Origin of the sequence: Brevundimonas sp. VNH65 (genome assembly GCF_049445955.1) — a bacterium.
Classification (GTDB): domain Bacteria; phylum Pseudomonadota; class Alphaproteobacteria; order Caulobacterales; family Caulobacteraceae; genus Brevundimonas.
This window is the reverse complement of sequence record NZ_JBMSDX010000002.1, coordinates 412,629-435,243: the sequence shown is the minus strand read 5'-3', so window position 1 is coordinate 435,243 and position 22,615 is coordinate 412,629. Positions and strand designations below refer to the sequence as shown.

At 66.5% G+C, this 22,615-nt stretch carries 23 protein-coding genes; 12 read left to right on the top strand and 11 right to left on the bottom strand.

Going from position 1 to position 22,615, the window contains the following annotated elements; all coding sequences use genetic code 11:
- Nucleotides 1–61: 61 nt before the first annotated feature.
- The 6 genes from mnmE to ACO2Q1_RS05905 all read left to right on the top strand — a co-directional run bounded on the left by mnmE (nt 62) and on the right by ACO2Q1_RS05905 (nt 5,893).
- On the top strand, nt 62–1,369 hold the full coding sequence (mnmE, locus tag ACO2Q1_RS05930; RefSeq protein ID WP_423328618.1) for a tRNA uridine-5-carboxymethylaminomethyl(34) synthesis GTPase MnmE: 1,308 nt from the start codon (nt 62–64) through the stop codon (nt 1,367–1,369).
- Nucleotides 1,370–1,439: 70 nt separating this feature from the next.
- Complete coding sequence (gene mnmG / locus ACO2Q1_RS05925; RefSeq protein WP_423328617.1) at nt 1,440–3,302, top strand: tRNA uridine-5-carboxymethylaminomethyl(34) synthesis enzyme MnmG; 1,863 nt, start codon at nt 1,440–1,442, stop codon at nt 3,300–3,302.
- Entirely contained in the window at nt 3,302–3,913 is a 612-nt protein-coding gene (gene rsmG / locus ACO2Q1_RS05920) for a 16S rRNA (guanine(527)-N(7))-methyltransferase RsmG (RefSeq protein ID WP_423328616.1), read from the top strand. Before mnmG ends, rsmG begins: the two co-directional genes overlap by 1 nt.
- Before the next feature lie 28 nt (nt 3,914–3,941).
- Nucleotides 3,942–4,751, top strand: a complete 810-nt coding sequence (locus tag ACO2Q1_RS05915; protein ID WP_423328766.1) for a ParA family protein — start codon at nt 3,942–3,944, stop codon at nt 4,749–4,751.
- Between the two features lie 34 nt (nt 4,752–4,785).
- Entirely contained in the window at nt 4,786–5,682 is an 897-nt protein-coding gene (locus tag ACO2Q1_RS05910; RefSeq protein ID WP_423328615.1) for a ParB/RepB/Spo0J family partition protein, read from the top strand.
- A 25-nt stretch (nt 5,683–5,707) separates the two neighbouring features.
- Nucleotides 5,708–5,893, top strand: a complete 186-nt coding sequence (locus ACO2Q1_RS05905; protein WP_423328614.1) for a hypothetical protein — start codon at nt 5,708–5,710, stop codon at nt 5,891–5,893.
- Nucleotides 5,894–5,964: 71 nt separating this feature from the next.
- Here ACO2Q1_RS05905 and holA read toward each other — a convergent pair whose 3' ends face one another.
- The 4 genes from holA to ACO2Q1_RS05885 all read right to left on the bottom strand — a co-directional run bounded on the left by holA (nt 5,965) and on the right by ACO2Q1_RS05885 (nt 10,678).
- On the bottom strand, nt 5,965–7,017 hold the full coding sequence (holA, locus tag ACO2Q1_RS05900; protein WP_423328613.1) for a DNA polymerase III subunit delta: 1,053 nt from the start codon (nt 7,015–7,017) through the stop codon (nt 5,965–5,967).
- Between the two features lie 15 nt (nt 7,018–7,032).
- Nucleotides 7,033–7,521 carry an LPS assembly lipoprotein LptE gene (lptE, locus tag ACO2Q1_RS05895; protein WP_423328612.1) on the bottom strand — a complete coding sequence of 163 codons (489 nt, stop codon included), beginning with the start codon at nt 7,519–7,521 and terminating at the stop codon, nt 7,033–7,035.
- A complete protein-coding gene (gene leuS / locus ACO2Q1_RS05890; protein ID WP_423328611.1) occupies nt 7,521–10,094 on the bottom strand; it encodes a leucine--tRNA ligase in 2,574 nt (857 codons plus the stop codon). The genes lptE and leuS overlap by 1 nt, the downstream gene beginning before the upstream one ends.
- 92 nt (nt 10,095–10,186) lie before the next feature.
- Nucleotides 10,187–10,678, bottom strand: coding sequence for a DUF3576 domain-containing protein (locus ACO2Q1_RS05885; RefSeq protein WP_423328610.1), 492 nt, complete (start codon nt 10,676–10,678; stop codon nt 10,187–10,189).
- A gap of 470 nt (nt 10,679–11,148) precedes the next feature.
- Between ACO2Q1_RS05885 and ACO2Q1_RS05880 the strand changes: the two genes are divergently transcribed.
- On the top strand, nt 11,149–11,451 hold the full coding sequence (locus ACO2Q1_RS05880) for an NtrZ family periplasmic regulatory protein (protein ID WP_423328609.1): 303 nt from the start codon (nt 11,149–11,151) through the stop codon (nt 11,449–11,451).
- Here ACO2Q1_RS05880 and ACO2Q1_RS05875 read toward each other — a convergent pair whose 3' ends face one another.
- On the bottom strand, nt 11,452–12,114 hold the full coding sequence (locus ACO2Q1_RS05875; RefSeq protein ID WP_423328608.1) for a thiamine phosphate synthase: 663 nt from the start codon (nt 12,112–12,114) through the stop codon (nt 11,452–11,454).
- Between ACO2Q1_RS05875 and ACO2Q1_RS05870 the strand changes: the two genes are divergently transcribed.
- Both ACO2Q1_RS05870 and ACO2Q1_RS05865 read left to right on the top strand, forming a co-directional pair.
- Complete coding sequence (locus ACO2Q1_RS05870; protein WP_423328765.1) at nt 12,113–12,829, top strand: YggS family pyridoxal phosphate-dependent enzyme; 717 nt, start codon at nt 12,113–12,115, stop codon at nt 12,827–12,829. The genes ACO2Q1_RS05875 and ACO2Q1_RS05870 overlap by 2 nt on opposite strands.
- A 60-nt stretch (nt 12,830–12,889) precedes the next feature.
- Entirely contained in the window at nt 12,890–13,576 is a 687-nt protein-coding gene (locus tag ACO2Q1_RS05865) for a response regulator transcription factor (RefSeq protein ID WP_423328607.1), read from the top strand.
- 6 nt (nt 13,577–13,582) lie between these two features.
- Here ACO2Q1_RS05865 and ACO2Q1_RS05860 read toward each other — a convergent pair whose 3' ends face one another.
- Nucleotides 13,583–14,452, bottom strand: a complete 870-nt coding sequence (locus ACO2Q1_RS05860) for a hypothetical protein (RefSeq protein WP_423328606.1) — start codon at nt 14,450–14,452, stop codon at nt 13,583–13,585.
- Nucleotides 14,453–14,539: 87 nt separating this feature from the next.
- Here ACO2Q1_RS05860 and ACO2Q1_RS05855 point away from each other — a divergent pair, with 87 nt between their 5' ends.
- Entirely contained in the window at nt 14,540–15,949 is a 1,410-nt protein-coding gene (locus tag ACO2Q1_RS05855) for an SLC13 family permease (RefSeq protein WP_423328605.1), read from the top strand.
- A gap of 6 nt (nt 15,950–15,955) precedes the next feature.
- Here ACO2Q1_RS05855 and xth read toward each other — a convergent pair whose 3' ends face one another.
- The 4 genes from xth to ACO2Q1_RS05835 all read right to left on the bottom strand — a co-directional run bounded on the left by xth (nt 15,956) and on the right by ACO2Q1_RS05835 (nt 19,913).
- Nucleotides 15,956–16,753 (bottom strand): exodeoxyribonuclease III, encoded by a 798-nt coding sequence (gene xth / locus ACO2Q1_RS05850; RefSeq protein WP_423328604.1) that lies wholly within the window; start codon nt 16,751–16,753, stop codon nt 15,956–15,958.
- Nucleotides 16,754–17,002: 249 nt separating this feature from the next.
- Nucleotides 17,003–17,638: a LolA family protein gene (locus tag ACO2Q1_RS05845; protein ID WP_423328603.1), complete on the bottom strand. Its 636-nt coding sequence runs from the start codon at nt 17,636–17,638 to the stop codon at nt 17,003–17,005.
- A gap of 237 nt (nt 17,639–17,875) precedes the next feature.
- Entirely contained in the window at nt 17,876–19,525 is a 1,650-nt protein-coding gene (gene groL, locus ACO2Q1_RS05840) for a chaperonin GroEL (protein WP_423328602.1), read from the bottom strand.
- A gap of 100 nt (nt 19,526–19,625) precedes the next feature.
- The gene (locus ACO2Q1_RS05835) at nt 19,626–19,913 is read right to left on the bottom strand and encodes a co-chaperone GroES (protein ID WP_423328601.1); all 288 of its coding nucleotides are present in this window, start codon (nt 19,911–19,913) and stop codon (nt 19,626–19,628) included.
- Nucleotides 19,914–20,118: 205 nt separating this feature from the next.
- Between ACO2Q1_RS05835 and ACO2Q1_RS05830 the strand changes: the two genes are divergently transcribed.
- On the top strand, nt 20,119–20,556 hold the full coding sequence (locus ACO2Q1_RS05830) for a DUF2141 domain-containing protein (RefSeq protein WP_423328600.1): 438 nt from the start codon (nt 20,119–20,121) through the stop codon (nt 20,554–20,556).
- Here the strand turns inward: ACO2Q1_RS05830 and ACO2Q1_RS05825 are convergent.
- Nucleotides 20,525–21,964: a tetratricopeptide repeat protein gene (locus tag ACO2Q1_RS05825; protein ID WP_423328599.1), complete on the bottom strand. Its 1,440-nt coding sequence runs from the start codon at nt 21,962–21,964 to the stop codon at nt 20,525–20,527. The two genes, ACO2Q1_RS05830 and ACO2Q1_RS05825, sit on opposite strands and share 32 nt — an antisense overlap.
- 165 nt (nt 21,965–22,129) lie before the next feature.
- Here ACO2Q1_RS05825 and ACO2Q1_RS05820 point away from each other — a divergent pair, with 165 nt between their 5' ends.
- Complete coding sequence (locus tag ACO2Q1_RS05820) at nt 22,130–22,573, top strand: hypothetical protein (RefSeq protein WP_423328598.1); 444 nt, start codon at nt 22,130–22,132, stop codon at nt 22,571–22,573.
- The last annotated feature ends 42 nt before the right edge of the window (nt 22,574–22,615 follow it).

The window sequence follows — 22,615 nt, the reverse complement described above, 5'->3', positions numbered from 1 at the left end:
CCGTCTCTTCGCCTCGCTACGAGCCACCTCCCCATTCGCTTCGCGAACAGGGAGGAGAGGTTTGACCTCCACCATCTTCGCCCTAGCCACCCCGCCGGGCCGCGGGGCTATCGCCGTCTTGAGGCTGTCCGGCCCCGAGGTCCCGTCGGCTCTCACCGCGCTCGGTGCGGGCGGCCTCAAGCCGCGCATGGCCTCGTTGCGCCGCCTCACCTGGAATGACGTCATCCTCGACGAAGCCCTGGTGCTCAGCTTCCCGGCGCCCCACTCCTACACCGGAGAGGATTGCGCCGAGCTGCATCTGCATGGCGGTCGTGCGGTGGTGGAGGCCGTGTCCGAGGCCCTGATCTCGCTCGGCCTGTTACCGGCCGAACCGGGCGAGTTCACGCGACGGGCCTTCGAGAACGGCCGACTGGACCTTGCTCAGGCCGAGGCGATCGCCGACCTGATCGACGCGGAAACCACGGCCCAGGCCGGGCAGGCTCTCGGCCAACTGGGCGGCGCCCTGTCGAAGACCTATAACGGTTTCCGGCGCGACCTGCTCAAGGCCCTGGCCTTGGTCGAGGCCGAGATCGACTTCCCGGACGAGGAAATTCCGGACAATCTGGCGCACACGGCCGGGCCAGTTCTGGATGGTCTGCTGCGCGACATGGACGCGGCGCTTGCCGATGCCGATCGGGGCCGGCGGGTCAGGGACGGCTATCGCATCGTCCTGATCGGGGAGACCAATGCGGGCAAGTCCTCCCTGTTCAACGCCCTTGTTTCACGTGAAGCGGCCATCGTCACCCCCATCGCCGGCACTACGCGCGATGTGCTGGACGCCGAGCTTGTGATCGGAGGCTATGCCGTGACCCTGTCAGACACGGCCGGTCTGCGCGAGAGCGATGATCCGATCGAGGCCGAGGGCGTTCGCCGCGCGCGGGCGCGCGCTGAGGCGGCAGATTTGCGGTTGTGGGTGCGTGGGCCGGGTGATGAGAACGGGGCGGCGGCGGCGTTCGCGCGTCCGGACGACCTGATCGTCAAAACCAAGGCCGATCTCGGCGACCAGGTCTTCTCCCTCCGGCATGAGACCGTAGGCGTCAGCACGAAAACGGGGCAGGGGCTCGGCGATCTGCACGATTGGATTTCGGCGCGACTGGCGCGCGATCTGTCGGGTGGGGACTTTCCGGCCGTCACGCGTGAGCGTCACCGTCGCCGACTGGTCGAGGCTCGCTCGGCTGTGGAGGCGGGGAGGCGCGCCCTGGCGATCGCGCCCGAAATGGCGGGGGACGACCTGCGTCGGGCCGCCGACGCCCTCGCCCGCGTCACTGGGGCCATCGGGGTTGAAGACGTGCTGGGCGAGGTCTTCGCGACCTTCTGCATCGGCAAATAGGCGTTTCACGTGAAATCGGTCCCGGCGCCGTGCGTGGCGTCGCGGCCCTCTTTGGACTATATGCCCCGCCATGAACGGCTCGAGTTTTGATGTCATCGTCATCGGGGGCGGCCACGCGGGGTGCGAGGCCGCTGCGGCCGCGGCGCGCGCCGGCGCACGCACGGTTCTGCTGACCCAGAAGCTCGAGACCATTGGCGAGATGAGTTGCAATCCGGCCATAGGCGGACTGGGCAAGGGTCATCTGGTGCGCGAGATCGACGCCCTGGACGGCTTGATGGGCCGGCTCGGCGACGTATCCGGCATCCAGTTTCGTCTGCTCAACCGGTCCAAGGGCGCCGCCGTCCAGGGGCCGCGAAGCCAGATCGACCGCCGTCTCTATCGCGAGGCGATGCAGGCTGAACTTGCGGACTACCCCAATCTGACGCTGGTGGCGGGCACGGCGGAACGGCTGCTTCTCGACGGCGATCGCGTGGTCGGGATCGAGACCAGCTCCGGCGAGGCTCTCAGGGCCGGGGCCGTGGTGCTGACCACAGGCACCTTCCTGAACGGCGTGATCCACAAGGGCGAAGAGCGCATTCCCGCCGGTCGACACGGCGAGGCGCCGTCCACGGGTCTGGCCGCCGACCTTCACGCGGCCCATCTGGTGATGGGACGTCTCAAGACCGGGACACCGGCCCGTCTCGACGGCCGCACCATAGCCTGGGACCGGCTGGAGATGCAGCAGGCCGACGCGACGCCGGTTCCTTTCAGCTTCCTCACCGACCGGATCGACGTGCCTCAGATCTCTTGCGGCATCACGCACACGACCGAGGAGACCCACCGGATTATCGCGGAGAACCTCGACGAAAGCGCCGTCTATGGCGGACGCTTGTCCGGACGCGGCCCCCGGTACTGCCCCTCCATCGAGGACAAGGTGGTGCGGTTCGCCGACAAGACCTCGCACCAGGTGTTTCTGGAGCCAGAGGGACTCGACGACCCGACGGTCTATCCCAACGGCATTTCCACCTCGGTGTCGGACGCCACCCAGTTGGCCTTCCTGCGCACCATGCCGGGGCTGGAGCAGGTCGAGGTGTTTCGCTTCGGCTATGCGATCGAATACGATTATGTCGATCCGCGCGAGCTGACGCCCGCGCTGGAGGTGAAGAAGCGCCCGGGCCTCTATCTGGCCGGTCAGATCAACGGCACCACCGGATATGAAGAGGCGGGGGCTCAGGGCCTGATCGCCGGACTGAACGCCGCCCGCGCCGCCGCCGGATCGGAGCCTGTCATTCTCGGGCGCGACCAGGCCTATATCGGGGTCATGATCGACGACCTGGTGACGAAGGGCGTGACCGAGCCCTATCGCATGTTCACCAGCCGGGCCGAGTATCGGCTGACTCTGCGCGCCGACAACGCCGACCTGCGTCTGACCCCTGTCGGGATCGCGGCCGGCATCGTATCCCCGGAACGCCGCGCCGCCTTTGAAGCCAAGGCCGAGATACTTGAGCGCGCGCTGAATCTTGTGCGCGACACCCGCTACACGCCCAAAGAGGCCAACGCCCTCGGTTTGAACGTCAACGCCGACGGCGTGCGTCGGTCGATCCGCGACCTCCTGGCCTTCCCCGGCGTTGATCTGAAGGTGTTCGAGGCCGCTCATCCCGAAATCGCCGCCTGGCCTGTTCAGGTGCGCGAGCAGGTCGAGATCGACGCGGGCTACGCCGGCTATTTGGATCGCCAGGCGGCCGATGCCGAGGCCCTGCGTCGTGAGGAGGCGCTGGCCCTGCCGGTGGACCTCGACTATGCGGCCATCGGCGGCCTCTCCAACGAGGTTCGCGAAAAGCTGACCTTGATCCAGCCGCGCACCCTGGGTCAGGCCGGCCGCATCGAAGGCATGACCCCCGGCGCCCTGACGGCGCTCCTGTCGCACGTGAAAAAGCAGCCGGTCCCGGCCTGATGACCGCCGACGAGTTCCAACGCCTGACCCGCGCCTCGCCGGAGCGGATGGACGAGCTTCAGAGGTTCCTCGATCATCTGACCGAGGCCAATGAGGTCATGAATCTGGTCGGGCCTGACACCCTTCCGGACTTCTGGAACCGTCATGCCTGGGATTCCGCCCAACTCCTCGATATCGCCCCCGAGGCCCGCACCTGGGCGGATCTGGGGGCAGGGGCCGGCTTCCCCGGGGTGATTCTGGCGATCTTGCTGAAGGGCGCGCCGGACGCCCACGTCTGGCTGATCGACAGTCTTGGGAAGCGTTGCCGTTTCCTGAGTTATCTCGTTGAGGATCTGGCGCTTCCCGCCACCGTCATCAACGGCCGGGCGGAGGCTCAGGCGATCAAGGTCGATGTCGTCACCGCGCGCGCGGTCGCGCCCCTGGAAAAGCTGCTGGGTTATGCACAGCCGTACTTCCAGCGCGGTGCACAAGGCCTGTTTCTCAAGGGAGAGAAGGCCGAGCTCGAGTTGCAGGAGGCCCGCAAGGTCTGGCATGTCGATGCGGAACTGGCCGTCTCCCGCAGCGATCCTCGCGGCCGCCTTCTCACCGTCCGGAGCCTTCGACGTGGCTGACCGTCTCGAACAGACGACTGTTTCCCCTGTGCGCCCGACACGCGTCCTGGCGGTCTCCAACCAGAAGGGTGGCGTGGGCAAGACCACGACTGCGATCAATCTCGGCACGGCTCTGGCCGCGATCGGCGAGCGTGTGCTGATCGTTGATATGGACCCTCAGGGCAATGCCTCCACGGGCCTCGGTGTTCCACGTGAAACACGCCGGGTGACCATTTACGACGTCGTTGTGGACGGGCGTTCGGTCGGCGAAGCGGCGGTCCCCACCTCCGTGCCCGGCCTCGACATCATCCCGGCCGATGCGGACATGTCCGGCGTCGAAATCGAACTGAGCCAGGCCGATCGTCGCTCCTATCGCCTGCGCGACGCGCTGAGGGCTCAGCCCGGCCCCGGCCATACGCGGTATGACTACGTCCTGATCGACTGCCCGCCGTCTCTCAACCTGTTGACGCTGAACGCCATGGCTGCGGCGGACGGCGTTCTGGTGCCGCTGCAGTGTGAATTCTTCGCTCTGGAGGGCCTGACACAGCTGATGAAGACCATCGACATGGTCCGTCAGAGCCTCAATCCGACGCTCGAGATCCAGGGCCTCGTCCTGACCATGTATGATCGCCGCAACGCCCTGTCGGGTCAGGTGGCCGCCGACGTTCGGGCTCATTTCGGCGAAAAGGTCTATGAGGCGGTGATCCCCCGCAATGTCCGTGTGTCGGAGGCGCCGTCCTTCGGAAAGCCGGTGCTGATCTACGATCTGAAATGCACCGGCAGCCAGGCCTATCTGCGCCTGGCGCGCGAGGTCGTGGGCCGGGAGCGCCGCAAGCGCGCGGAGATGGCGGCGGCCTGACCGGTCGTCGCTCAAGCAAAGAAGGTGAAGTGGTATGGCGGCTGATCGTCAAAGAGGCCTGGGTCGAGGTCTGTCGGCTCTCCTGGGCGAAGACGCAGCTGAAGCGGTGCCCGTGGCGGCCGGCGCCGCTCTGCCGGGCGGCGTCCAGATGGCGCCGATCGAAACGCTGAAGCCCAATCCGGATCAGCCCCGCAAGGTCTTCGCCCAGTCCGACCTGGACGAACTGACGGCCTCCATCCGCGACAAGGGCATCCTTCAGCCCATCCTGGTCCGGGCCCAGCCCGGCGAGGCAGGTCAGTGGCAGATCATCGCCGGGGAACGTCGCTGGCGCGCCGCGCAGGCCGCCCGGCTGAAGGAGGCGCCGATCATCGTCCGCGAGATGGACGATGTCGAAGTGCTCGAGGTCGCCATCATCGAGAACGTCCAGCGTGCTGATCTCAACCCGGTCGAAGAAGCCCAGGCCTACGCCCAGCTTATGGACCGTTTCGGCCGCACCCAGGACGCCCTGGCGGGTGTCGTGGGCAAAAGCCGCAGCCACGTCGCCAACACCCTGCGCCTGCTTCAGCTTCCGCCCGAGGTGCTGACCCATGTCTCCGAAGGGCGCATGTCGGCCGGTCACGCCCGCGCCCTGATCACCGCGCGCGATCCCCTGGCCCTGGCCGAACAGGTGCTCTCCGATGGCTTGAATGTTCGCCAGACGGAGGCGCTGGCCCGCCGGTCGCAGGAATCGCCGAAGCCCGCTCCCGCCGGCTCCGGCAAGCCGTCCTCGCGCGACGTTTCGCCCGACACCGCCGCCCTCGAGCAGGATCTGGCGGACGCCCTCGGCCTTCAGGTTCGCCTGAACGACAGGGGCGGGAAGGGGGAATTAACCCTCTCCTATCGCGACCTGGAACAGTTGGACGACCTCTGTCGGCGCCTGATGCGGGGCTGACGGCGGCCTGTGCTATACGGCGGCCATGACCGAGAACCCTGAGACTCCCGCTGAAGCTCTGAAACGCGTGCTCGCCGCCAAGAAGGCGGCGGCGTCCAGCGGCCGGGGCAAGGCGGCCTTCAAGCCCGGCCAGCATCCGGAAAAGGCCGCCGCCGCCCGCAGCACCGCCCTGGCCAAACCCGCCTTCCGCAAGGCGTCCAAGCGAGGGTGACCTCTGGATCTCCCGTTTCGATCCCGAAAAATCCTCCTCCGCTCCCGACAAAATCCGCTCGGAGCGGCGGACTAAAGCCCCATTCTCCTCGCACGAGCAGCGATCTCCAGCAGGAGAAGTTCGGCGATCAGGGCTTCGGGCATGCCGGTCGTGCGCGTGGCCAGGTCGGCGGTGTTGACGCTCTCCAGCACCCGATCGAGGTCGTCCAGCCGCCAGGCGCGGGCCTGACGCAGCATTTCCGCCTCCTGCTTCCAGAACACTCCGGCGGCCTTGGCGGCCTCCTTTGCGCCCGCACCGGCGGATTGAAGGATGTTGATCCGTCGCAGCTTTCCGAGATGCAGCGCCGCCTGCCGCACGGCCATGACGGCCGATTCTCCTTCGGCCAAGGCCCGGCGAAGGCCCGCCTGCGCCGGCGCCGGCTTGCCGCCGAACGCCTGCAGCGCCGCATCCTGAAGCGACGCGTCCGGTTCGACGCCCAGATGCGCTTCCAGATCGTCCAGCCCCAGCTGAACACCTGACCCTGGTCCAATGTATAGGATCAGCCGCTCGATCTCCTGCCGCATCAGACCGCGTTCACGCGGCAGTCTGCCGACGAACCGGTCAAGGGCCTCGGCGCTGAGCGAGACCTTCTCCGCCGCCAGGGCCTCGCGGGTCATGCGCGCCACATCGCCCGTTTCATCCTCATAGCAGGCGATGCCCACGGCGGCTTTCGACGCTTCCGCCGCCTTCCTCAGCGCCGAGTCACGCCCGAGAGCGCCTGCCTCGATCACGAACATGGCGTCCGGATTGAACCCCCCCTCTGCGTGGAGTTTCAGCGCCGCCGCCAAGGCCTTGTCGGTCGACGCCTTCTCGCCGCCCAACCGTACCCGGACCAGCCGCCGTCCCCCGATCATGGACAGGGCCGTCAGGGCGTCTTCCAGCCGGCCGTCATCCGCATCGATGTCCGTGTCCGTCAGCAGGGTCACATTGAACGGATCATTGAGGTCCGGAGTGATGGCCTTGCAGAGAAGAGCGGCCCGTTCGGCCACGCCTGACCGGTCCTTGCCGTGGATCACCGCCGCGCGCACGTCGGGGTCCGGCCGACTCAGAAAGCGATCGATCTCTGGCCGCTTGGCGAGAATCACGACGGCCGTACCGCGTCAGCGGCTGGAAAGGGCCTGGAGCAGGTCCAGGCGGATCAGTCGCGCCAGTTCGGCGGCGGCCCGGTCCTCGCCGTCCTGCTGGGCGGCGATGGCGGCATAGGGCTGGTCGGCGGCCGCATAGGTCACGGTCACCGTCTCGGTGCCGGTGAAGGGAGGTGAAGCGCCCGAGACAGGCGCCAAGGTCCAGGCGGCTCGCACCGTCAACTCATAGCGTGTGGCGGTGTCGTCGATACGCCGACCCAAGGGACGTCGGTTCTGGACCACTTCAGTCGTCAGCCGGTGCTGAGCCGGGGCGGAGCGATCGAACCCCAGCGCATCCTCAAGCTGTTCCCGCAGCCGATAGCCCAGGCGGTCGTCTTGAGCCACGACGGCGATCCGTCTCAGGCCGAGGCTCTCGCCGCTGTCGCCATACAGGGGCGTGAAGCCGCAGGCTGACACGGCCCCGGCGACACCGAGCGATATGGCGAGGACGATCGCCTGGCGCATCAGCCCGCGACCAGATTGACGATACGGTCCGGCACCACGATCACCTTGCGGATGGATTGCCCATTGGCGGCAAGGTAGGCCTGAACGGCTTCGTTGGCGAGAGCCGCCGCCTCGACGTCGGCCGCTGCCGCGCCGCGCGCCATGGAGATCTCGCCGCGCCGCTTTCCATTGATCTGGATCGGCAGGACGACCTCGTCGTCGGCCGCCAGCGCGGGATCATAGGCCGGCCAGGGCGCATCCAGCGCCATCCCGTCCTGTCCAAGGCGCACCCATCCCTCTTCCGCCAGATGCGGGGTGAAGGGGGCGATCAGTCGCGCCAGGGCCGACAGGGCCTCCAGACGCGCCGGGCCGCCCGACCTGTCGTGATCGCGGATCGTGGCGACGAAAGCGTAAAGCTTGGCGATGGCCGAGTTGAACCGGAAGCCCTCGACCCCCTCGGTCACGGCCTTGATCGCCTTGTGAGTTTCCCGCACCAGCGCGCTGTTCTGGGCCTCCTCGCCGACATCGCCCGGCGTGTAGGCGTCAAACAGGGCCCAGGCCCGTTGAACGAAGCGGCTGGCGCCCTCGACCCCGCCCGGGGTCCATTGCACGTCACGCTCCGGCGGACTGTCCGACAGCACGAACAGGCGGCCGGCGTCCACGCCGTGGCTTTCCAGAATCTCGGCTGGCGCGACGACATTCTTCTTGGACTTGGACATCTTTTCGATGTCGCCGATCGACAGGGTCGCCCCGTTCGAAAGGCGGGTGGCGATGCGTTTGCCGTCCACCGTCTCGATCCGCACATCGGTCGGCTCGACCCAACGGGGTTTGCCGATGTCGTCATGACCTTCGAAATAGGTCTCGTGAACCACCATCCCCTGGGTGAACAGGCCGGCGAACGGCTCCTTCACCGACAGTAGTCCGGCGTCGGACAGGGCGCGGGTGATGAACCGGGCGTAGAGCAGGTGCAGGACCGCGTGCTCCACGCCGCCGATATACTGATCGACCGCCAGCCAGTGGTCGGCAGCCGCCTTGTCGATCGGCTGTTCCGCGCGCGGCGCTGTGAAGCGGGCGAAATACCAGCTGGAATCGACGAAGGTGTCGAGCGTGTCGGTCTCGCGCGTCGCATCGGCCCCGCAGGACGGACATTTGACGTGTTTCCACGAGGGGTGCCGGTCGAGCGGATTGCCGGGGACGTCGAAGGTCACGTCGTCGGGCAGGACGACCGGCAAGTGATCGGATGGGACTTCCACCGGTCCGCAGGTCGGGCAGTGAATGATCGGGATCGGGCAGCCCCAGTAGCGTTGGCGACTGACGCCCCAGTCCCGCAGACGATAGATGGTTGCGCCCTGGCCCATCCCGGCGGCCTCGATGCGGCGGATCGCTTCGGCCTTGGCGGCCTCGATGTCGAGACCGTCGAGGAAGTCGGAATGGAAGATCGTACCAGACCCGACGTAGGCCTCGTCGGCGACATTGAAATCCGCACTCGCGCCGTCGGGCCGCACGACCGGGATCACCGGAAGACCATATTTACGGGCGAAATCCAGATCGCGCTGATCATGAGCCGGGCAGGCGAAAATCGCGCCGGTGCCGTATTCCGACAGGATGAAATTGGCGATCCAAACCGGAACCTCGGCCCCTGTGAACGGGTGAACCGTCTTGAGGCCGGTGTCCCAGCCGATCTTTTCGGCCTGGTCTATATCAGCCTGGGACGTGCCGCCCGCGCGGCACCTGGCCACGAATTCGGCCACGCCTGGATCGGTCTCGGCCAGGGCCTTGGCGATCGGATGGTCGGGCGCGATGCCCATGAAGCTGGCGCCGAACAGGGTGTCTGGACGGGTGGTGTAGATCTCCAGGCCGTCGGGCGCCGAAGGAGGCGCTTCGCCCGCCCACGCCCAGGTCATCTGCAGACCCTTGGACCGACCGATCCAGTTCTCCTGCATCAGACGGACCTTGTCGGGCCAACGGCCTTCCAGCGTCGCCAGACCGTCGATCAGATCGTCGGCATAGTCGGTAATGCGCAGAAACCACTGATTCAGCTTGCGCTTCTCGACCACGGCCCCCGAACGCCAGCCGCGTCCGTCGATCACCTGCTCATTGGCCAGAACCGTGTTGTCGACCGGATCCCAGTTGACCACCCCGTCCTTGCGATAGACGAGGCCGCGTCGATAGAGCTCCAGGAACCAGGCCTGTTGCTGACCATAGTACTCGGGATCACAGGTGGCGAACTCGCGCGACCAGTCCAGCGACAGACCCAGCAGCTTCAGCTGTTCGCGCATGTTGGCGATGTTGTCGTAGGTCCAGCCTTTGGGATGGATGCCCCGCTCCATCGCCGCATTCTCGGCCGGCATGCCGAACGCATCCCAGCCCATCGGATGGAGGACGTCGAAGCCGCGCGCGCGTTTGAATCGCGCCACCACATCGCCCATCACATAGTTGCGTGCGTGCCCCATGTGTATGTTCCCCGAAGGATAGGGAAACATTTCAAGCACATAGTACTTCGGGCGACCGGTGTCTTTGGCGACAAAGGCATCAGCGGCGGCCCAGCGGGCCTGCTGGCGAGGTTCGGAGATCTTGGGGTCGTAACGAGCCACGGATGTGCTGCCGGATAAGTCGATAAGGCGGAGCGCCTGATCGACAGCTCCGTGATGGGGCGGCGTCCGACCTCGCGGAACGCCCGCCGGCGTCAGTCGGTGTAGGAGAGGTTGAGCTGCCGCGCCTTGGTCAGGATGGCGTTCTCAAGGTCGATCTCGGTTTGAGCCGCGACCTCGGTGGGCGCCCAGCCGCCGTCAGCGCCCTTGACCTCCTTGGTCACCCGAACATCGAGCGCATCGGCGCGCAGACGCGTGTCCAGGATCAGGACCGTGGCCTTGAACCTCTCGTTCGGCGTTTGCGGGTCGCTGTACCAGTCATAGTTGATCACCCCGCCATAGGGGTCGGCTGAAGCGAGAGGCATGAAGCCCAGCGTGTCCAGGCTCGCGCGCCAGAGGAAGCCGTTCACGCCGATGGACTGTGGGGCGTTGGCGGTCTGCGCCGCGCCATCACGCTTTCCAAACGGCAACGAGACGCCGCCGCAGGCCGACAGCGTCAGAGCGGTCGCGATGGCGAGGACCGTCCCGCCACGAAGCAGAATCGAGTCGAGAAGATGTCTCGGCGCCGTCGCGGTCGTGGGGGCCATCAAAAGTTTCTCCATAGGAACAGGCTTGCGTAGCGACGCTGCCGCGGCGCAGGTCAGCCGCGACGGCTGATCGGCGAACGCGACGCTCTATAACACGGCGAAAAGGGGCGATGACAAGGCGAAGCCCTGCAAGGGATGCAAGCTGGGTGACATCCCCGAAATTCACGGCCTCGCCACAGCCGTCTTCCCGTGATGTCAGGGCCACAGACTCCTGTCAGAGTCGGGGGAACAACGGTCTTCGGGCGGTGTTTCGTTGACCGTGAGACAAAGAGGCGTCTAATCGCGAAGTTCACGGCGAAAACGCCGGTTCCGAGCGATTGCCGGGCGTTTACGCCGGGTGATTTGAAGGGTTGGAAATGCGTTCTGGCGTTGTCATCGCTGCCTTGACCGGAACAGCTCTGCTGTTTGCGTCCTCGCATGCGTTGGCTCAGGCCTCCGGATCGTCCCCTTCTCGATCACGAGCTCCGGCCGTGAGCCTGTCCGAGGCTCAGAACGTACAAGGCGCCGCGCGCCGGCCCGCCCCGCCGGCGCGACGCGGATTACGCTGGTACGACAGCGGGCGTTGGGGCCTGAACTTCAACATGAGCGAGCCGGTCGGTCGTGAGGCTGAATGGGGCGACGTTCAGGCCGGCGCCTACTACCGCGTCAACCCGCGCCTTCGCGTCGGCGCCTCGGCGGGCCTTGGCTCGACAGAAGAGGATCCGGCTCGGGCCCCGGAGACCGACCGTCGCGCTCAGCCGCGCATTCGGCTCGAGTCCATCTTCAAGTTCTGATCAGGCGAACGCGCGGGCAAACGCCTCGACCCCGGCCAATCCGCACGCCTGGCTATGCCGGAGACGCGGCGCCGTTTCAGTGCTGACGCCGCCGAGGGCGTAAATCGGCAGGCCCAGATCCTCGGTCAGACGCTGGACGCCGCCTGCGCCCAAAGGGGGGCGTTTGGGGGACGGGCTGGCGCTCGCGAAGACCGGCGACGCTACCAGGCAGGTCAAGGCGTTCAGCACGCCCGGCGGCGGCCGTGGCCCGTCATGAAATGCGCCCGTCAGCATCCACTCGGGAAATCGCGCCCGGAGGCCAGGTGCGTCGGGGAGGGCGCGTTCCGGCAGATGAACGCCGTCCGCCGCCACAGCTTCCGCGAGCGGCGCGTCAAGGCCGATCAACAGGCGAACGTCTCGATCAGACGTAACCCGTCGCAGGCGTTTGGCGGTCGTCCGGGCGTCATCGCGTCCGAAGTGGCGATAGACCACACCCGAACCTGGTGGAAGGCGACCGGCGACGATCCAGGGTTCCGGCGTGCGATCCGGATCCGTGAAGAACAACAAAGGTGGTCGCGGCCCGAGGCTGACATGCGGGCACGCCCGGTCTAGAGCCTGAGCGACATCCCACAGGCGCCGACCGTCATCCGACAACTCCGCAGGGTCCTGAACCTTGACCGACATCGCTCCCTCATCCTCCGGTTCGAGCCAGACGTCCATCGCCGACCGGATCGCGCGCGTCAGATCGCGCATCGAGGCGACCGCCCTCGCGTCAGGGCGGCGGCCGTCCTCGGTGATCCTCACTGCGGTCAGCAAGACCCAATCCGACGATGCCTTGGACGCCGCCCTGATGGCCGGGCAGCGCGTCTTCGGCGAAAACCGGGTTCAGGAAGCACAGGCCCATTGGGCGGCACGACGTAAAGCCTTTCCCGACCTGGAACTGCGTCTCATCGGGCCGCTGCAAAGCAATAAGGCGGAGGACGCCGTCGCCCTTTTCGACGTGATCGAGACCCTGGACCGGGAGAAACTCGCCGAAGCCCTTTCGAAGGCCTCGGCAAAGACCGGTCGGAGCCCGCGCGTCTTGGTCCAGATCAACACCGGCGCCGAGCCGCAGAAGGCCGGCGTCCTGCCGGAAGAGGCCGATGCGCTGATCACGAGCGCCCGCGACACCTACGGTCTGACGGTCGAAGGCCTGATGTCCATTCCGCCGGCCGCTGAGGCCGCCGGGCCGCACTTTGCGCTGCTGGCGCGGATCGCGCGGCGGAACGGTCTCGACGTCCTGTCCATGGGCATGAGCGGAGATTTCGAGACGGCGATTCGCTTCGGCGCCACACATGTCCGTCTCGGGACGGCGCTTTTCGGGGATCGGCCCGTCGTTCCGCGTGTTCTCAACGATTGAAACCGTTCGATTTTCCGCCTCGCCCTTGGCGGGACGGGCAAGCCTCGCCATTCTACGTCCATGCCCACGCCCAAGACCCTCCTGATCATCGACGACGACGACGACCTGCGCGAGGCGTTGGCCGAGCAGCTGGCCCTGCATGAGGAGTTCCGCACCGTCCAGGCGTCGACCGCCACAGAGGGCGTGCGGCTCGGGCGCGAGATCCGCGCCGACTTGATCCTTCTGGACGTCGATCTGCCAGACATGGACGGCCGGGAAGCCTGTCGCCTGCTGCGCAAGGATGGCGTTGCCACTCCCGTCATCATGCTCACGGCACAGGATTCGGACGCCGACACCGTTCTGGGGCTGGACGCGGGCGCCAATGACTATGTCACCAAGCCCTTCCGGTTCGCGGTGTTGCTGGCGCGCATTCGTGCCCATCTACGCAGCCACGAACAGTCCGAAGACGCGGTCTTCGCCATCGGCCCCTACACCTTCCGCCCGGCCGGGAAGATGCTGACGGACGATAAGGGCAAGAAGGTCCGGCTGACGGAGAAAGAGACCAACATCCTGAAATATCTCTACCGCGCAGGAGCCAAGCCGGTTTCCCGCGAGGAATTGCTGACCGAGGTCTGGGGCTACAACGCAGGGGTCACTACCCACACGCTTGAGACCCACATCTATCGCCTCCGCCAGAAGATCGAGCCGGAGCCGGGCCAGGCGCGCCTGCTGTTGACGGACGCAGGCGGGTATCGGCTCCAGCCCTGAGACCGGTCAGGTCGGACGCCACTCGCTGAGAACCTTGCCTGTGGCGTCCTCAAAGGCGACCCGATCGATCTGTGCGGCGACCACGCATGTCGGGCGCTGATCCGGCGAGGCCGAAAGGCATCGAATAGCCCTGCCGTTCGCGAAGGCCATCGCCCGACCTTCCAGAACCAGCCTGTATCCTCCTGGCGACGAAACCGCAGGCAAATCACCTTCGCCGCGCACAGTGAAGGCGTAGGCCCGGCCGTTCCGGCGACTCAGTCGGGACCCTCCCGTCTCGAACACCGCCGCCAAGCCGACCGTCTGGATCGAGGTCGGCGCGACGGTGACCGGCGCTGCGGTCAGGACGTCATTGTTGACAGGCGCCGCCGCCAGGCGAGCGGGGCAGTCGTCGGTGCGGATCCAGGGTCGCGGCAGCCAGAACCCTTCGATCGATTCCCAAGTGTCACCTCCGCCGGCCGTCAACGGCGCCTCGGTCCAGTCGGCCGGGGTCAGCGAGAGCTGCAGCGCCTTGCCATCCTTGCCGAAGGCGGTCCGGGCGATACCGTCTCCGCCGGTCGTCTCGATCCCGGGAGCCGCCGGGTCCTGCGGCGAACAGCCAAAGGCCTGCCTGACGAACAGCCGCCGCCCGACCAGGGTGTCGCCGCCTCCGGGTGATACGCCTCGGGCATAGGCGGAGGCGGCCACATCGACAGCGGCCAGGAGTTCGGCGCGGTCGATCTGGCGTGGGGGCGCCATGACGACAGTCGGGGTCTCAGGAGACGGATCGGGCGGCGGCGCGGCGGGCTCACGCCGCTCACAGGCGGCCAGGGCGAGGATCAGGCCGGACGCCGCGAGCGCGACGACCGACGGACGATACGACGTGGTCGGTTCGAGCATGGAACCAGCCTACCACAAGGTTCGCTCACTGGGGGCGTCTCTGCGGAAAAGGTTGACGGAACGCGGCGGAGGAAGGCAGCAGGGGGTATGACATTCGATCAGATCGCCGCCTTGGCGGTTCTTGTCGGCGTGGTGGGGGTGCTGATTCACGGCCGGGTTCGCTCGGACGTCGTCGCCTTAACGGGCGCGGCGATCCTGCTTTTGCTCGGTGTCGTGCGGCCGGTTGAGGTGCAGGGCGCGTTCGCCAGCCCGGCGGTCATCGCGCTGGCCGGCCTCTTCGTCATCGCCTACGCCATCGAGCTGTCTGGTCTGCTCGGCCTGCTCATCCGCCAGGCCACGGCGTTGGCCGCGCGTATCGGGTCGCTCGGCATATGGATCGTGATCGCCCTCTGCGGCTCCGTCGGCGGATTTCTGAACAACACGCCCGTGGTCGTGCTCGCCGCGCCGGTCATTCGCGACGTAGCCCAATCCCTGCGCCTGTCGCCCAAACGCTTTCTCATGCCGCTCAGTCACGTCACCGTCCTGGGCGGGTTGCTGACCCTGATCGGGACCTCGACCAACCTTCTGGTGAACGACATGGCTCGAAACGCGGGTCAGCCGGTGTTCGGCCTGTTCGAGATCACGCCCGTGGGTCTGGTGATCGCAGCGGTGGGCGGGCTGTGGCTCTATTTCGTCGGCGCGCGACAACTGGGTCGCGCAGTAGCGGCGGATGAGGCGGAGCAGGCGCGCCTGGCCGAGCTGGAAGAGGCGCGCCGCGCCGCCGCCGAAGAGGCCTCCCGCAAACGCCGTCGACTTCTGCCGTTCGGCCTGCCGCGGCTAGGAGAATCCCGAAATCAGTCTGACGGATCAGGCGACGCCCACTTGGGGGATGTGGAGCTTTACGGGGCGGCTGACCGGCCCTTCAACCTCCGGCCGGCGCTGGTTTCGCTCGGCGTCTTCGTGGTAGTCATTGCGGCGGCTGCGCTCAGCTGGGTTCCCATTGCCGCAGCCGCTTTCGCGGGGGCCGTGGCCCTGATCCTCATGCGGGTCATCACCCCGGAAGAGGCCTACGCCGGGCTCCGCCCCGAGATTCTGCTGCTGATCGCGGGCATGGTGGTGGTGGGCACAGCTATCGAGGTCACCGGGCTGGCGGCGGCCGGCGCGGATCGGCTGATCGATGTCATTCGGCCGCTTGGGCCGTTGGGCGCCCTGATCGTCCTATACGGCGTCACCCTGTTCGCCACCGAACTTCTGTCGAACGCCACCGTGGCCGTACTCATCACTCCGGTAGCGGTCGCCTTGGCGGAGAGCCTGGGGGTCGATCCCCGGCCCTTCCTCGTCTGCGTGATGATGGCGGCCTCTGCGGCCTTCGCCACGCCGTTCGGCTACCAGACCAATGTCCTGGTCTTCAACATGGGCGGTTACAGCTACATGGACTTCGTCAGGGTCGGGGTGCCGCTCAATCTGATCACCTGGGCCGCCGCCATGGTGGCCATTCCCATGTTCTTCCCGTTCTGAGCCGGCTCAGAGGTCCAGATCGACCGTGATCGGGCAGTGGTCGCTGGGCTGCTCCCAGGCCCGCACGGGCTCATGGATGAAGGCGCTGCCGGGCACGACGGACGGAGTCAGCCCCGGCGACGTCCAGATGTGGTCGAGACGCAGGCCCCGATTCGACTTCCGAAAGTCCTGGGCCCGATAGCTCCACCACGACGCCAGCTTCTGAGGTTCCGGATAGGCGGCGCGGATCACGTCATGGAAGTCTCCGGCGGCCTGAAGCCGGTTCAGTGTCTCGACCTCGATCGGCGTGTGGCTGACCACCTTTGACATGTACCGGTGGTTCCAGACGTCGAACTCGCTCGGTGCGATGTTGAAGTCGCCACACAGCAGCAGCCGCCGGGATCGGTCCAGGTCTGCGGCGATGGCCGTCAGGCGCTCGTAGAAGTCCATCTTGTGATCGAACTTGGGGTTGAGCACCCGATCCGGGATGTCGCCCCCCGCCGGAATGTAGAAGTTCTGGATATCGACGCCTGCTATCCGCGCCGAAACGCAGCGCGCATGGCCGAGCTTGCAGGCGTCAAAGGTTTCCGACGCTTCCAGCGGCAGGCGCGATGCGATGGCGACGCCGTGCCAGCCCTTCTGGCCGGAAATCTTGAGATGCGGCATCCCCATGTCGATGAAGGCGTTCCGGGGGAACTGATCCTCGAGGCATTTGATCTCCTGAAGGCACAGGACGTCGATTTCCGCCTCGGAGACGAACCGTGCGACCTGGTCGATACGCAGGCGGACGGAGTTGATGTTCCAGCTGGAGATGCGGAGGGTCATCGCTCGTCCTTAGAGGGTCGAGCCAAGCCGCAAAAGGCGTGAGCACCAAAAGAAACGCCCGGCGCGAATGCGCCGGGCGTTCAAGGTTTTCTCTCTCTCACACGCCGCTATCGGGAGGGGATGACGTCCGACGCGGATGGGCGACCGCCGCCGCCCTGTGCCTAAAGTGTCACTTGCGATCAAATAAGTCAAACACTCAACTTCGGGAGTTGAATGTGACATCTTGAACCCAGTCGCCTTCAGCGCGAATCAATTTCGTCCGGGCCGGCGCGTCGGGTCGCTGAGGCGAAAAAGGGAGGCGTTGAGGCTCTGGGCGGGGGAAAGCTGGGTCAGCTGGGTGCGGGTCGCGGCGCCCTGGGCGTCCGCGATCGTCCATTCCATGAGCCGCATCGGAGACCCGCCGAACACCAGGGTGACCGATCCGTCATTGGGTCGGCGCTGATCGCGCGCGACGATCGTCAGGCCGCCGCCGGCGCTTTGCTGCACACGCTCGATGCGGACGCCCTGGTCCAGACGGACATTGCGCGCCAGGAAGGTAGAAAGCGGCGTCTGGCCCAGGGGGACCTGGCGGAAGACGTTCAGTCGCGGATCCCACCGCTTAACGTTGTACCCGTCGGACACGACCAGCAGGCCGGCCGGGCTGGTGTACTCGAACCGCATGCGGCCCGGCCGCTGGAGATAGAATCGTCCCTGGCGACGCTGGCCGCCGGCGCCGGATTCGACAAACGTCCCCTGAGCGGAAGTGAGAGCCTGAAGGTAGCCCTGGGCGCGGGCGAGAGCGGCGCGGTCGGATGCGGACAGGTTGGCTTGGGCCTGGGCCGGGAAGGCGGCCAGGGCGGCGATCGACGTCAGGCCAAAGGCGAGGTCGCGGCGCGATAGAGTCATTTCGGTCTCCCGTTCGTGGGTAGGGTCGCGGGTTGTCGATGGCGCCGTCTTGCCCGGTCGGTTCGGCCTCGGGATGACGCAAGCCTGACCATATTCCGGCGCTCCGATGAAGTCCCGTTCATCGGCTGGGGACGTGATAACGGCCGCGTCCGCCGTCGGTTCACGGGTCGACGCAGAGAAAAGGGCGGAGCCGTTTCCGGCCCCGCCCCTCGTTCTCTCACGCTGTGAACGGCGGGATCAGAAATCCATTCCGCCCATTCCGCCCATGCCGCCGCCCATGTCGGGGGCGCCGCCGGCCGAGGCCTTCTTCGGCGCGTCGGCGACGGCGGCTTCGGTCGTGATCAGGATGCCGGCCACGGAGGCGGCGTCCTGCAGGGCGGTGCGGACCACCTTGGCGGGGTCGATGACGCCCATCTTGACCAGGTCGCCGTACTCTTCCGTCTGGGCGTTGAAGCCGAACGAGGCGTCGGCGTTTTCCAGAACCTTGCCGACCACGATAGAGCCTTCGACGCCGGAGTTTTCGGCGATCTGACGGATCGGGGCCTGCAGGGCGCGGCGGATGATGGAGATGCCGGCGTTCTGGTCGGCGTTGTCGCCCTTGACGTCGGCCAGGATCTTGGAGGCCTTCAGGAGGGCGATGCCGCCGCCGGGAACGATGCCTTCGTCAGCCGCGGCGCGCGTGGCGTTCAGGGCGTCGTCGACGCGGTCCTTCTTTTCCTTCACTTCGACTTCGGTCGAGCCGCCGACGCGGAGGACGGCGACGCCGCCGGCCAGTTTGGCCAGACGTTCCTGCAGCTTCTCCTTGTCGTAGTCCGAGGTGGTGTCCTCGATCTGGCGCTTGATCTGGGCGACGCGGCCTTCGATGTCGGCCTTCTCACCCACGCCCTCGACGATGGTGGTGTCTTCCTTGGTGATGGAGACCTTCTTGGCCTTGCCCAGCATGTCCAGGGTGACGGTTTCCAGCTTGATGCCCAGGTCTTCCGAGATGACCTGGCCGCCGGTCAGGACGGCGATGTCCTCCAGCATGGCCTTGCGGCGGTCGCCGAAGCCCGGGGCCTTGACGGCGGCGACGCGCAGGCCGCCGCGCAGCTTGTTGACGACCAGGGTGGCCAGGGCCTCGCCCTCGATGTCCTCGGCGATGATCAGCAGCGGACGGCCCGACTGAACCACGGCTTCCAGGATCGGCAGCATGGGCTGAAGCGAGGTCAGCTTCTTTTCGTGGAGCAGGATGAGCGGCTCTTCGAGTTGAACCTCCATCTTGTCGGCGTTGGTGATGAAGTAGGGCGACAGATAGCCGCGATCGAACTGCATGCCTTCGACGACGTCGACGGTGGTTTCGGCGGTCTTGGCTTCCTCGACGGTGATGACGCCTTCGTTGCCGACCTTGGCCATGGCCTGGGCGATCAGTTCGCCGATTTCCGAGTCGCCGTTGGCCGAGATGGTGCCGACCTGGGCGATCTCAGAGTTGTTCGAGACAGGCTTGGACTTGTCCTTTATGTCCTGCAGGACCAGGCCCACGGCCTTGTCGATGCCGCGCTTCAGGTCCATCGGATTCATGCCGGCGGCCACGGCCTTCAGGCCTTCCTGGACGATGGCCTGGGCCAGGACGGTGGCGGTGGTGGTGCCGTCGCCCGCCTTGTCGTTCGTCTTCGAAGCGACTTCGCGGATCATCTGGGCGCCCATGTTCTCGAAGGCGTCTTCCAGCTCGATTTCCTTGGCGACCGAAACGCCGTCCTTGGTCGAGCGCGGGGCGCCGAACGATTTCTGGATAACGACGTTGCGGCCCTTGGGACCCAGGGTCACCTTGACGGCGTTGGCCAGGACATTGACGCCCTTGAGCATCTTGTCGCGGGCGTCGGTGTTGAAATGAACGATCTTGGCGGCCATGTGCGGCTGCTCCTTCAGTGAAGAGTGCTAGTGAATAGTGAGTGGTGAAGTTGGCGGCGCCAGGAGCAGTTTCTGCTCCCTGGCACTACTCACTACTCACTCAGGAAAGGACGCCCAGGACGTCCGATTCCTTCATGATGATCAGGTCTTCGCCGTCGATCTTGACCTCGGTGCCCGACCACTTGCCGAACAGGATGCGGTCGCCGGCCTTCAGTTCCAGGGCGTTGACCTTGCCGCCTTCATCGCGAGCGCCGGGGCCGACGGAGACGACTTCGCCTTCCTGCGGCTTTTCCTTGGCGGTGTCGGGGATGATGATCCCGCCCTTGGTCTTGGATTCTTCTTCCACGCGCTTGACCAGCACGCGGTCGCCGAGGGGACGAAACGCCATCTGATTTCTCTCCGATAGGACTTCAAAAGGTTCCGCAAGCCCCGGAAGCGGCTTTGGCAGCCAAGACCTCCGAGTGCTAACGCGCCGCGCAGATAGGCAGACGCACGGGGTGGGTCAAGCAAGGCCGACGGCGAGCCATTGACGTAGTGTACTTTATTATGCAAAGCACATTGCGGGCGGCGCTCATGCCGCGAGGAGATGTTCGATGACCCGTTTCAAAACCCTGGCCGCCAGCGTCCTGTCCCTGGCCCTCGGCGCCGCCGCACCCGCCCTGGCGGGCGACGTGACCCTCACGATCGAGGGCGTTCAGGCGCGGGGCGGTCAATTGCTGGTCGGGCTGCAGAGCCGTGATCAGTTCCTCAAGCCAGCCGGCGACCATGGCCAGATCATCGAGAACCCCCGCGCCGGAACGCATGCGGTGGTGCTGCGCAATGTGCCGGCTGGAGACTATTCCATCTCCGTCCTTCACGACGCCGACGCAGACCGCCAGATGAAGATGGTGGGCGGAATGCCGGCTGAAGGCTGGACCATGCTCAACGCCGAGACGCTCCGCGCCGCCCCGATGTTCGATCAGGTGAAGTTTTCGGCGCCTCAGTCCGGCGCCGTCTCGCTCAGGGCGTCGATGATCTATCCGGCCCACTGAATGCGGACATGGCGGCCGGCTGAGCGGCCAGCCGCCATCCGGCCTCAACGCGCTGGGCGAAGAGGGGGCGGGCGCCGCGCACGGCGACCCGCCAGTCTCGCCCACCGGATGTGCGCGACGTCAGAGGACCGAGGGACGTCCGCAGTTCATTGAGGGCGTCCCCCGGTCGATCACGCTCCAGCAGGAAGGCGGCGTAGGCGCCGCCGCCCTTCAATCCCTCGGGATGGCCGGGAGTCAGCCTTGCGGCCGCGATCAGACCGATACGTTTATGCAACGCCTCGGCTTCTGCGAAGCGGCCGAGGGCCGCCTGGGTCGAGGCGGCGCCCGCCAGGGTGTCGAGAAGATCGGGACTTTCGGTTCCCATGCCCTGCTCCAGCAAGGCCAGCCCCCGCGCGAACTCAGGTTCAGCCTCGGCGGCGCGCCCCTGGTCCAGCAGGGCGTAGCCGATATTCGCGCGAAGCACGCCGACAAAGGCGTGGGAGTCGCCGATCAGCGGAACGACCAGGGACTGGGCTCGCCGGAACTGGGTCTCGGCCTTGCGTCCATCGCCCTGAAGATGAAGAAACCAGCCGTAGTTGTTCAGGCACTGGGCCAGCAGCACCTTGTCGCCGGAAATCTCGGCGATGGCGACGGCGCGTCGATACAGGGGGGCCGCCTGGGAGGCCCGGCCGGTTCGACGCAGGCTGTTGCCGAGGTTCGAAAGGACGATGGCGACATGCCAGTCCTTCGGACCGTACAGCACCTCGTACATGCCCAGAACCTGACGATAGGCGGGGTCGGCTTCGGCATGGCGGCCCTGAGCGGCCAGGGCGTTGGCGTAAAGGTTCAGGGAATCGGCGGTCTTTTCGTGAACCTGGCCGAAATGGGTGCGTCGGATCTCATAGCTTTCGAGCGCGGCCGCTTCCGTCTTTTCATGATCGCCCCGTCCATCGTGGGCGCGGCCCTGATCGTAGATCAGGGTGGCGATCTCCGCCGGATCGGGATCCGGCTGGGCGCGTCGCAGGGCGAGAGCGCGTCCGGCGTCGGCGATGGCGCTGGGGTAGTCCCCGGCCTCATGGTTCAGCCGTGCGCGCGTTCCGAGAGCGCGGGCCAGGGCCAGAGCCCGTTGAGGATCGGCTTCGCCCTCAGTCGATGCGTTCAGGGCCACCGCAGCGTCCAGGGCGGCGCGGGCGCCCGGAAGGTCTTCTCGGCCATAGCGACGCCTGGCCAGCTCGGCCAGGGCGTCGGACGCCGCGATCGGCGAGGCGTGAGCGTCGCGAAGGGTCGTGATTTCATCCGCGATCGCTTGAACCGCCGGCGTCGCCTGCGCTCTGACCGGTGACGTCAGAGTGGCGGACAGGCCGAAGACGCACGCCGTCACGACAATGCTTCGCCCGTACCCGCCGATGCGTCGCCGCCTTACGGTCATCATCGCCTCCCGTCGTCCACCGTAGGTCAAGCCCGCCTCTCGCCACAAGGCCAGGCGCGATGAACTGCGGATGAACAGCGTCGGGCAGGGTCGTTCAGACGCCGAGGCCTATAAGCGACATCACAGGCGATGTTCCGCCGTTTCGCTCGCCAAGAGGAGGCAGCCATGAAGACGTTCAACAAGACCCTCGCCATCGGCGCCGTCGTTCCGGCCCTGGCCCTTTCCCTCGCGGCCGCGGCTCCGGCCGAAGCCCAGTCGCGCTATCGCGACAATGATCGGCGCGACGACACCGCTCAAAACGCCATTCTCGGCGCGGTGGTCGGCGGCATCGCTGGGGCCCTGATCGGCAACGGCGACGGCAGCTATGTGGCGGGCGGCGCCCTGGCCGGCGCGGCCCTTGGGGCCTCTGCCTCCAACCGCGGCTCTGGCTGTGAATACTATCGCGGCGGCCGCTGCTATCGGAACCAGGGTCACTGGGAGCGCGAGCACGGCATCAACAGCCGCGACTACAACTACGGCCGTCAATACTATGGCCCTGACCGTCGCTATGACGGCCGTCGGGACAATCGCCGCCCCGATCGCGACTATCGCTACGAGCGTCGCTGGTAAGCGGCAGCCGCCTTCAACGGAAGGGCGGGCTTCGGAGACGGA

Coding starts and splice junctions, on each gene's coding strand:
- ACO2Q1_RS05845 (WP_423328603.1), bottom strand. CDS start 17,638: ATGACTCTATCGCGCCGCGACCTCGCCTTTGGCCTGACGTCGATCGCC.
- ACO2Q1_RS05835 (WP_423328601.1), bottom strand. CDS start 19,913: ATGGCGTTTCGTCCCCTCGGCGACCGCGTGCTGGTCAAGCGCGTGGAA.
- mnmG (WP_423328617.1), top strand. CDS start 1,440: ATGAACGGCTCGAGTTTTGATGTCATCGTCATCGGGGGCGGCCACGCG.
- ACO2Q1_RS05875 (WP_423328608.1), bottom strand. CDS start 12,114: ATGTCGGTCAAGGTTCAGGACCCTGCGGAGTTGTCGGATGACGGTCGG.
- ACO2Q1_RS05885 (WP_423328610.1), bottom strand. CDS start 10,678: ATGGCCCCCACGACCGCGACGGCGCCGAGACATCTTCTCGACTCGATT.
- ACO2Q1_RS05830 (WP_423328600.1), top strand. CDS start 20,119: ATGACCCGTTTCAAAACCCTGGCCGCCAGCGTCCTGTCCCTGGCCCTC.
- rsmG (WP_423328616.1), top strand. CDS start 3,302: ATGACCGCCGACGAGTTCCAACGCCTGACCCGCGCCTCGCCGGAGCGG.
- ACO2Q1_RS05855 (WP_423328605.1), top strand. CDS start 14,540: ATGACATTCGATCAGATCGCCGCCTTGGCGGTTCTTGTCGGCGTGGTG.
- ACO2Q1_RS05865 (WP_423328607.1), top strand. CDS start 12,890: ATGCCCACGCCCAAGACCCTCCTGATCATCGACGACGACGACGACCTG.
- ACO2Q1_RS05820 (WP_423328598.1), top strand. CDS start 22,130: ATGAAGACGTTCAACAAGACCCTCGCCATCGGCGCCGTCGTTCCGGCC.
- ACO2Q1_RS05825 (WP_423328599.1), bottom strand. CDS start 21,964: ATGACCGTAAGGCGGCGACGCATCGGCGGGTACGGGCGAAGCATTGTC.
- ACO2Q1_RS05910 (WP_423328615.1), top strand. CDS start 4,786: ATGGCGGCTGATCGTCAAAGAGGCCTGGGTCGAGGTCTGTCGGCTCTC.
- ACO2Q1_RS05860 (WP_423328606.1), bottom strand. CDS start 14,452: ATGCTCGAACCGACCACGTCGTATCGTCCGTCGGTCGTCGCGCTCGCG.
- ACO2Q1_RS05905 (WP_423328614.1), top strand. CDS start 5,708: ATGACCGAGAACCCTGAGACTCCCGCTGAAGCTCTGAAACGCGTGCTC.
- groL (WP_423328602.1), bottom strand. CDS start 19,525: ATGGCCGCCAAGATCGTTCATTTCAACACCGACGCCCGCGACAAGATG.
- xth (WP_423328604.1), bottom strand. CDS start 16,753: ATGACCCTCCGCATCTCCAGCTGGAACATCAACTCCGTCCGCCTGCGT.
- lptE (WP_423328612.1), bottom strand. CDS start 7,521: ATGCGCCAGGCGATCGTCCTCGCCATATCGCTCGGTGTCGCCGGGGCC.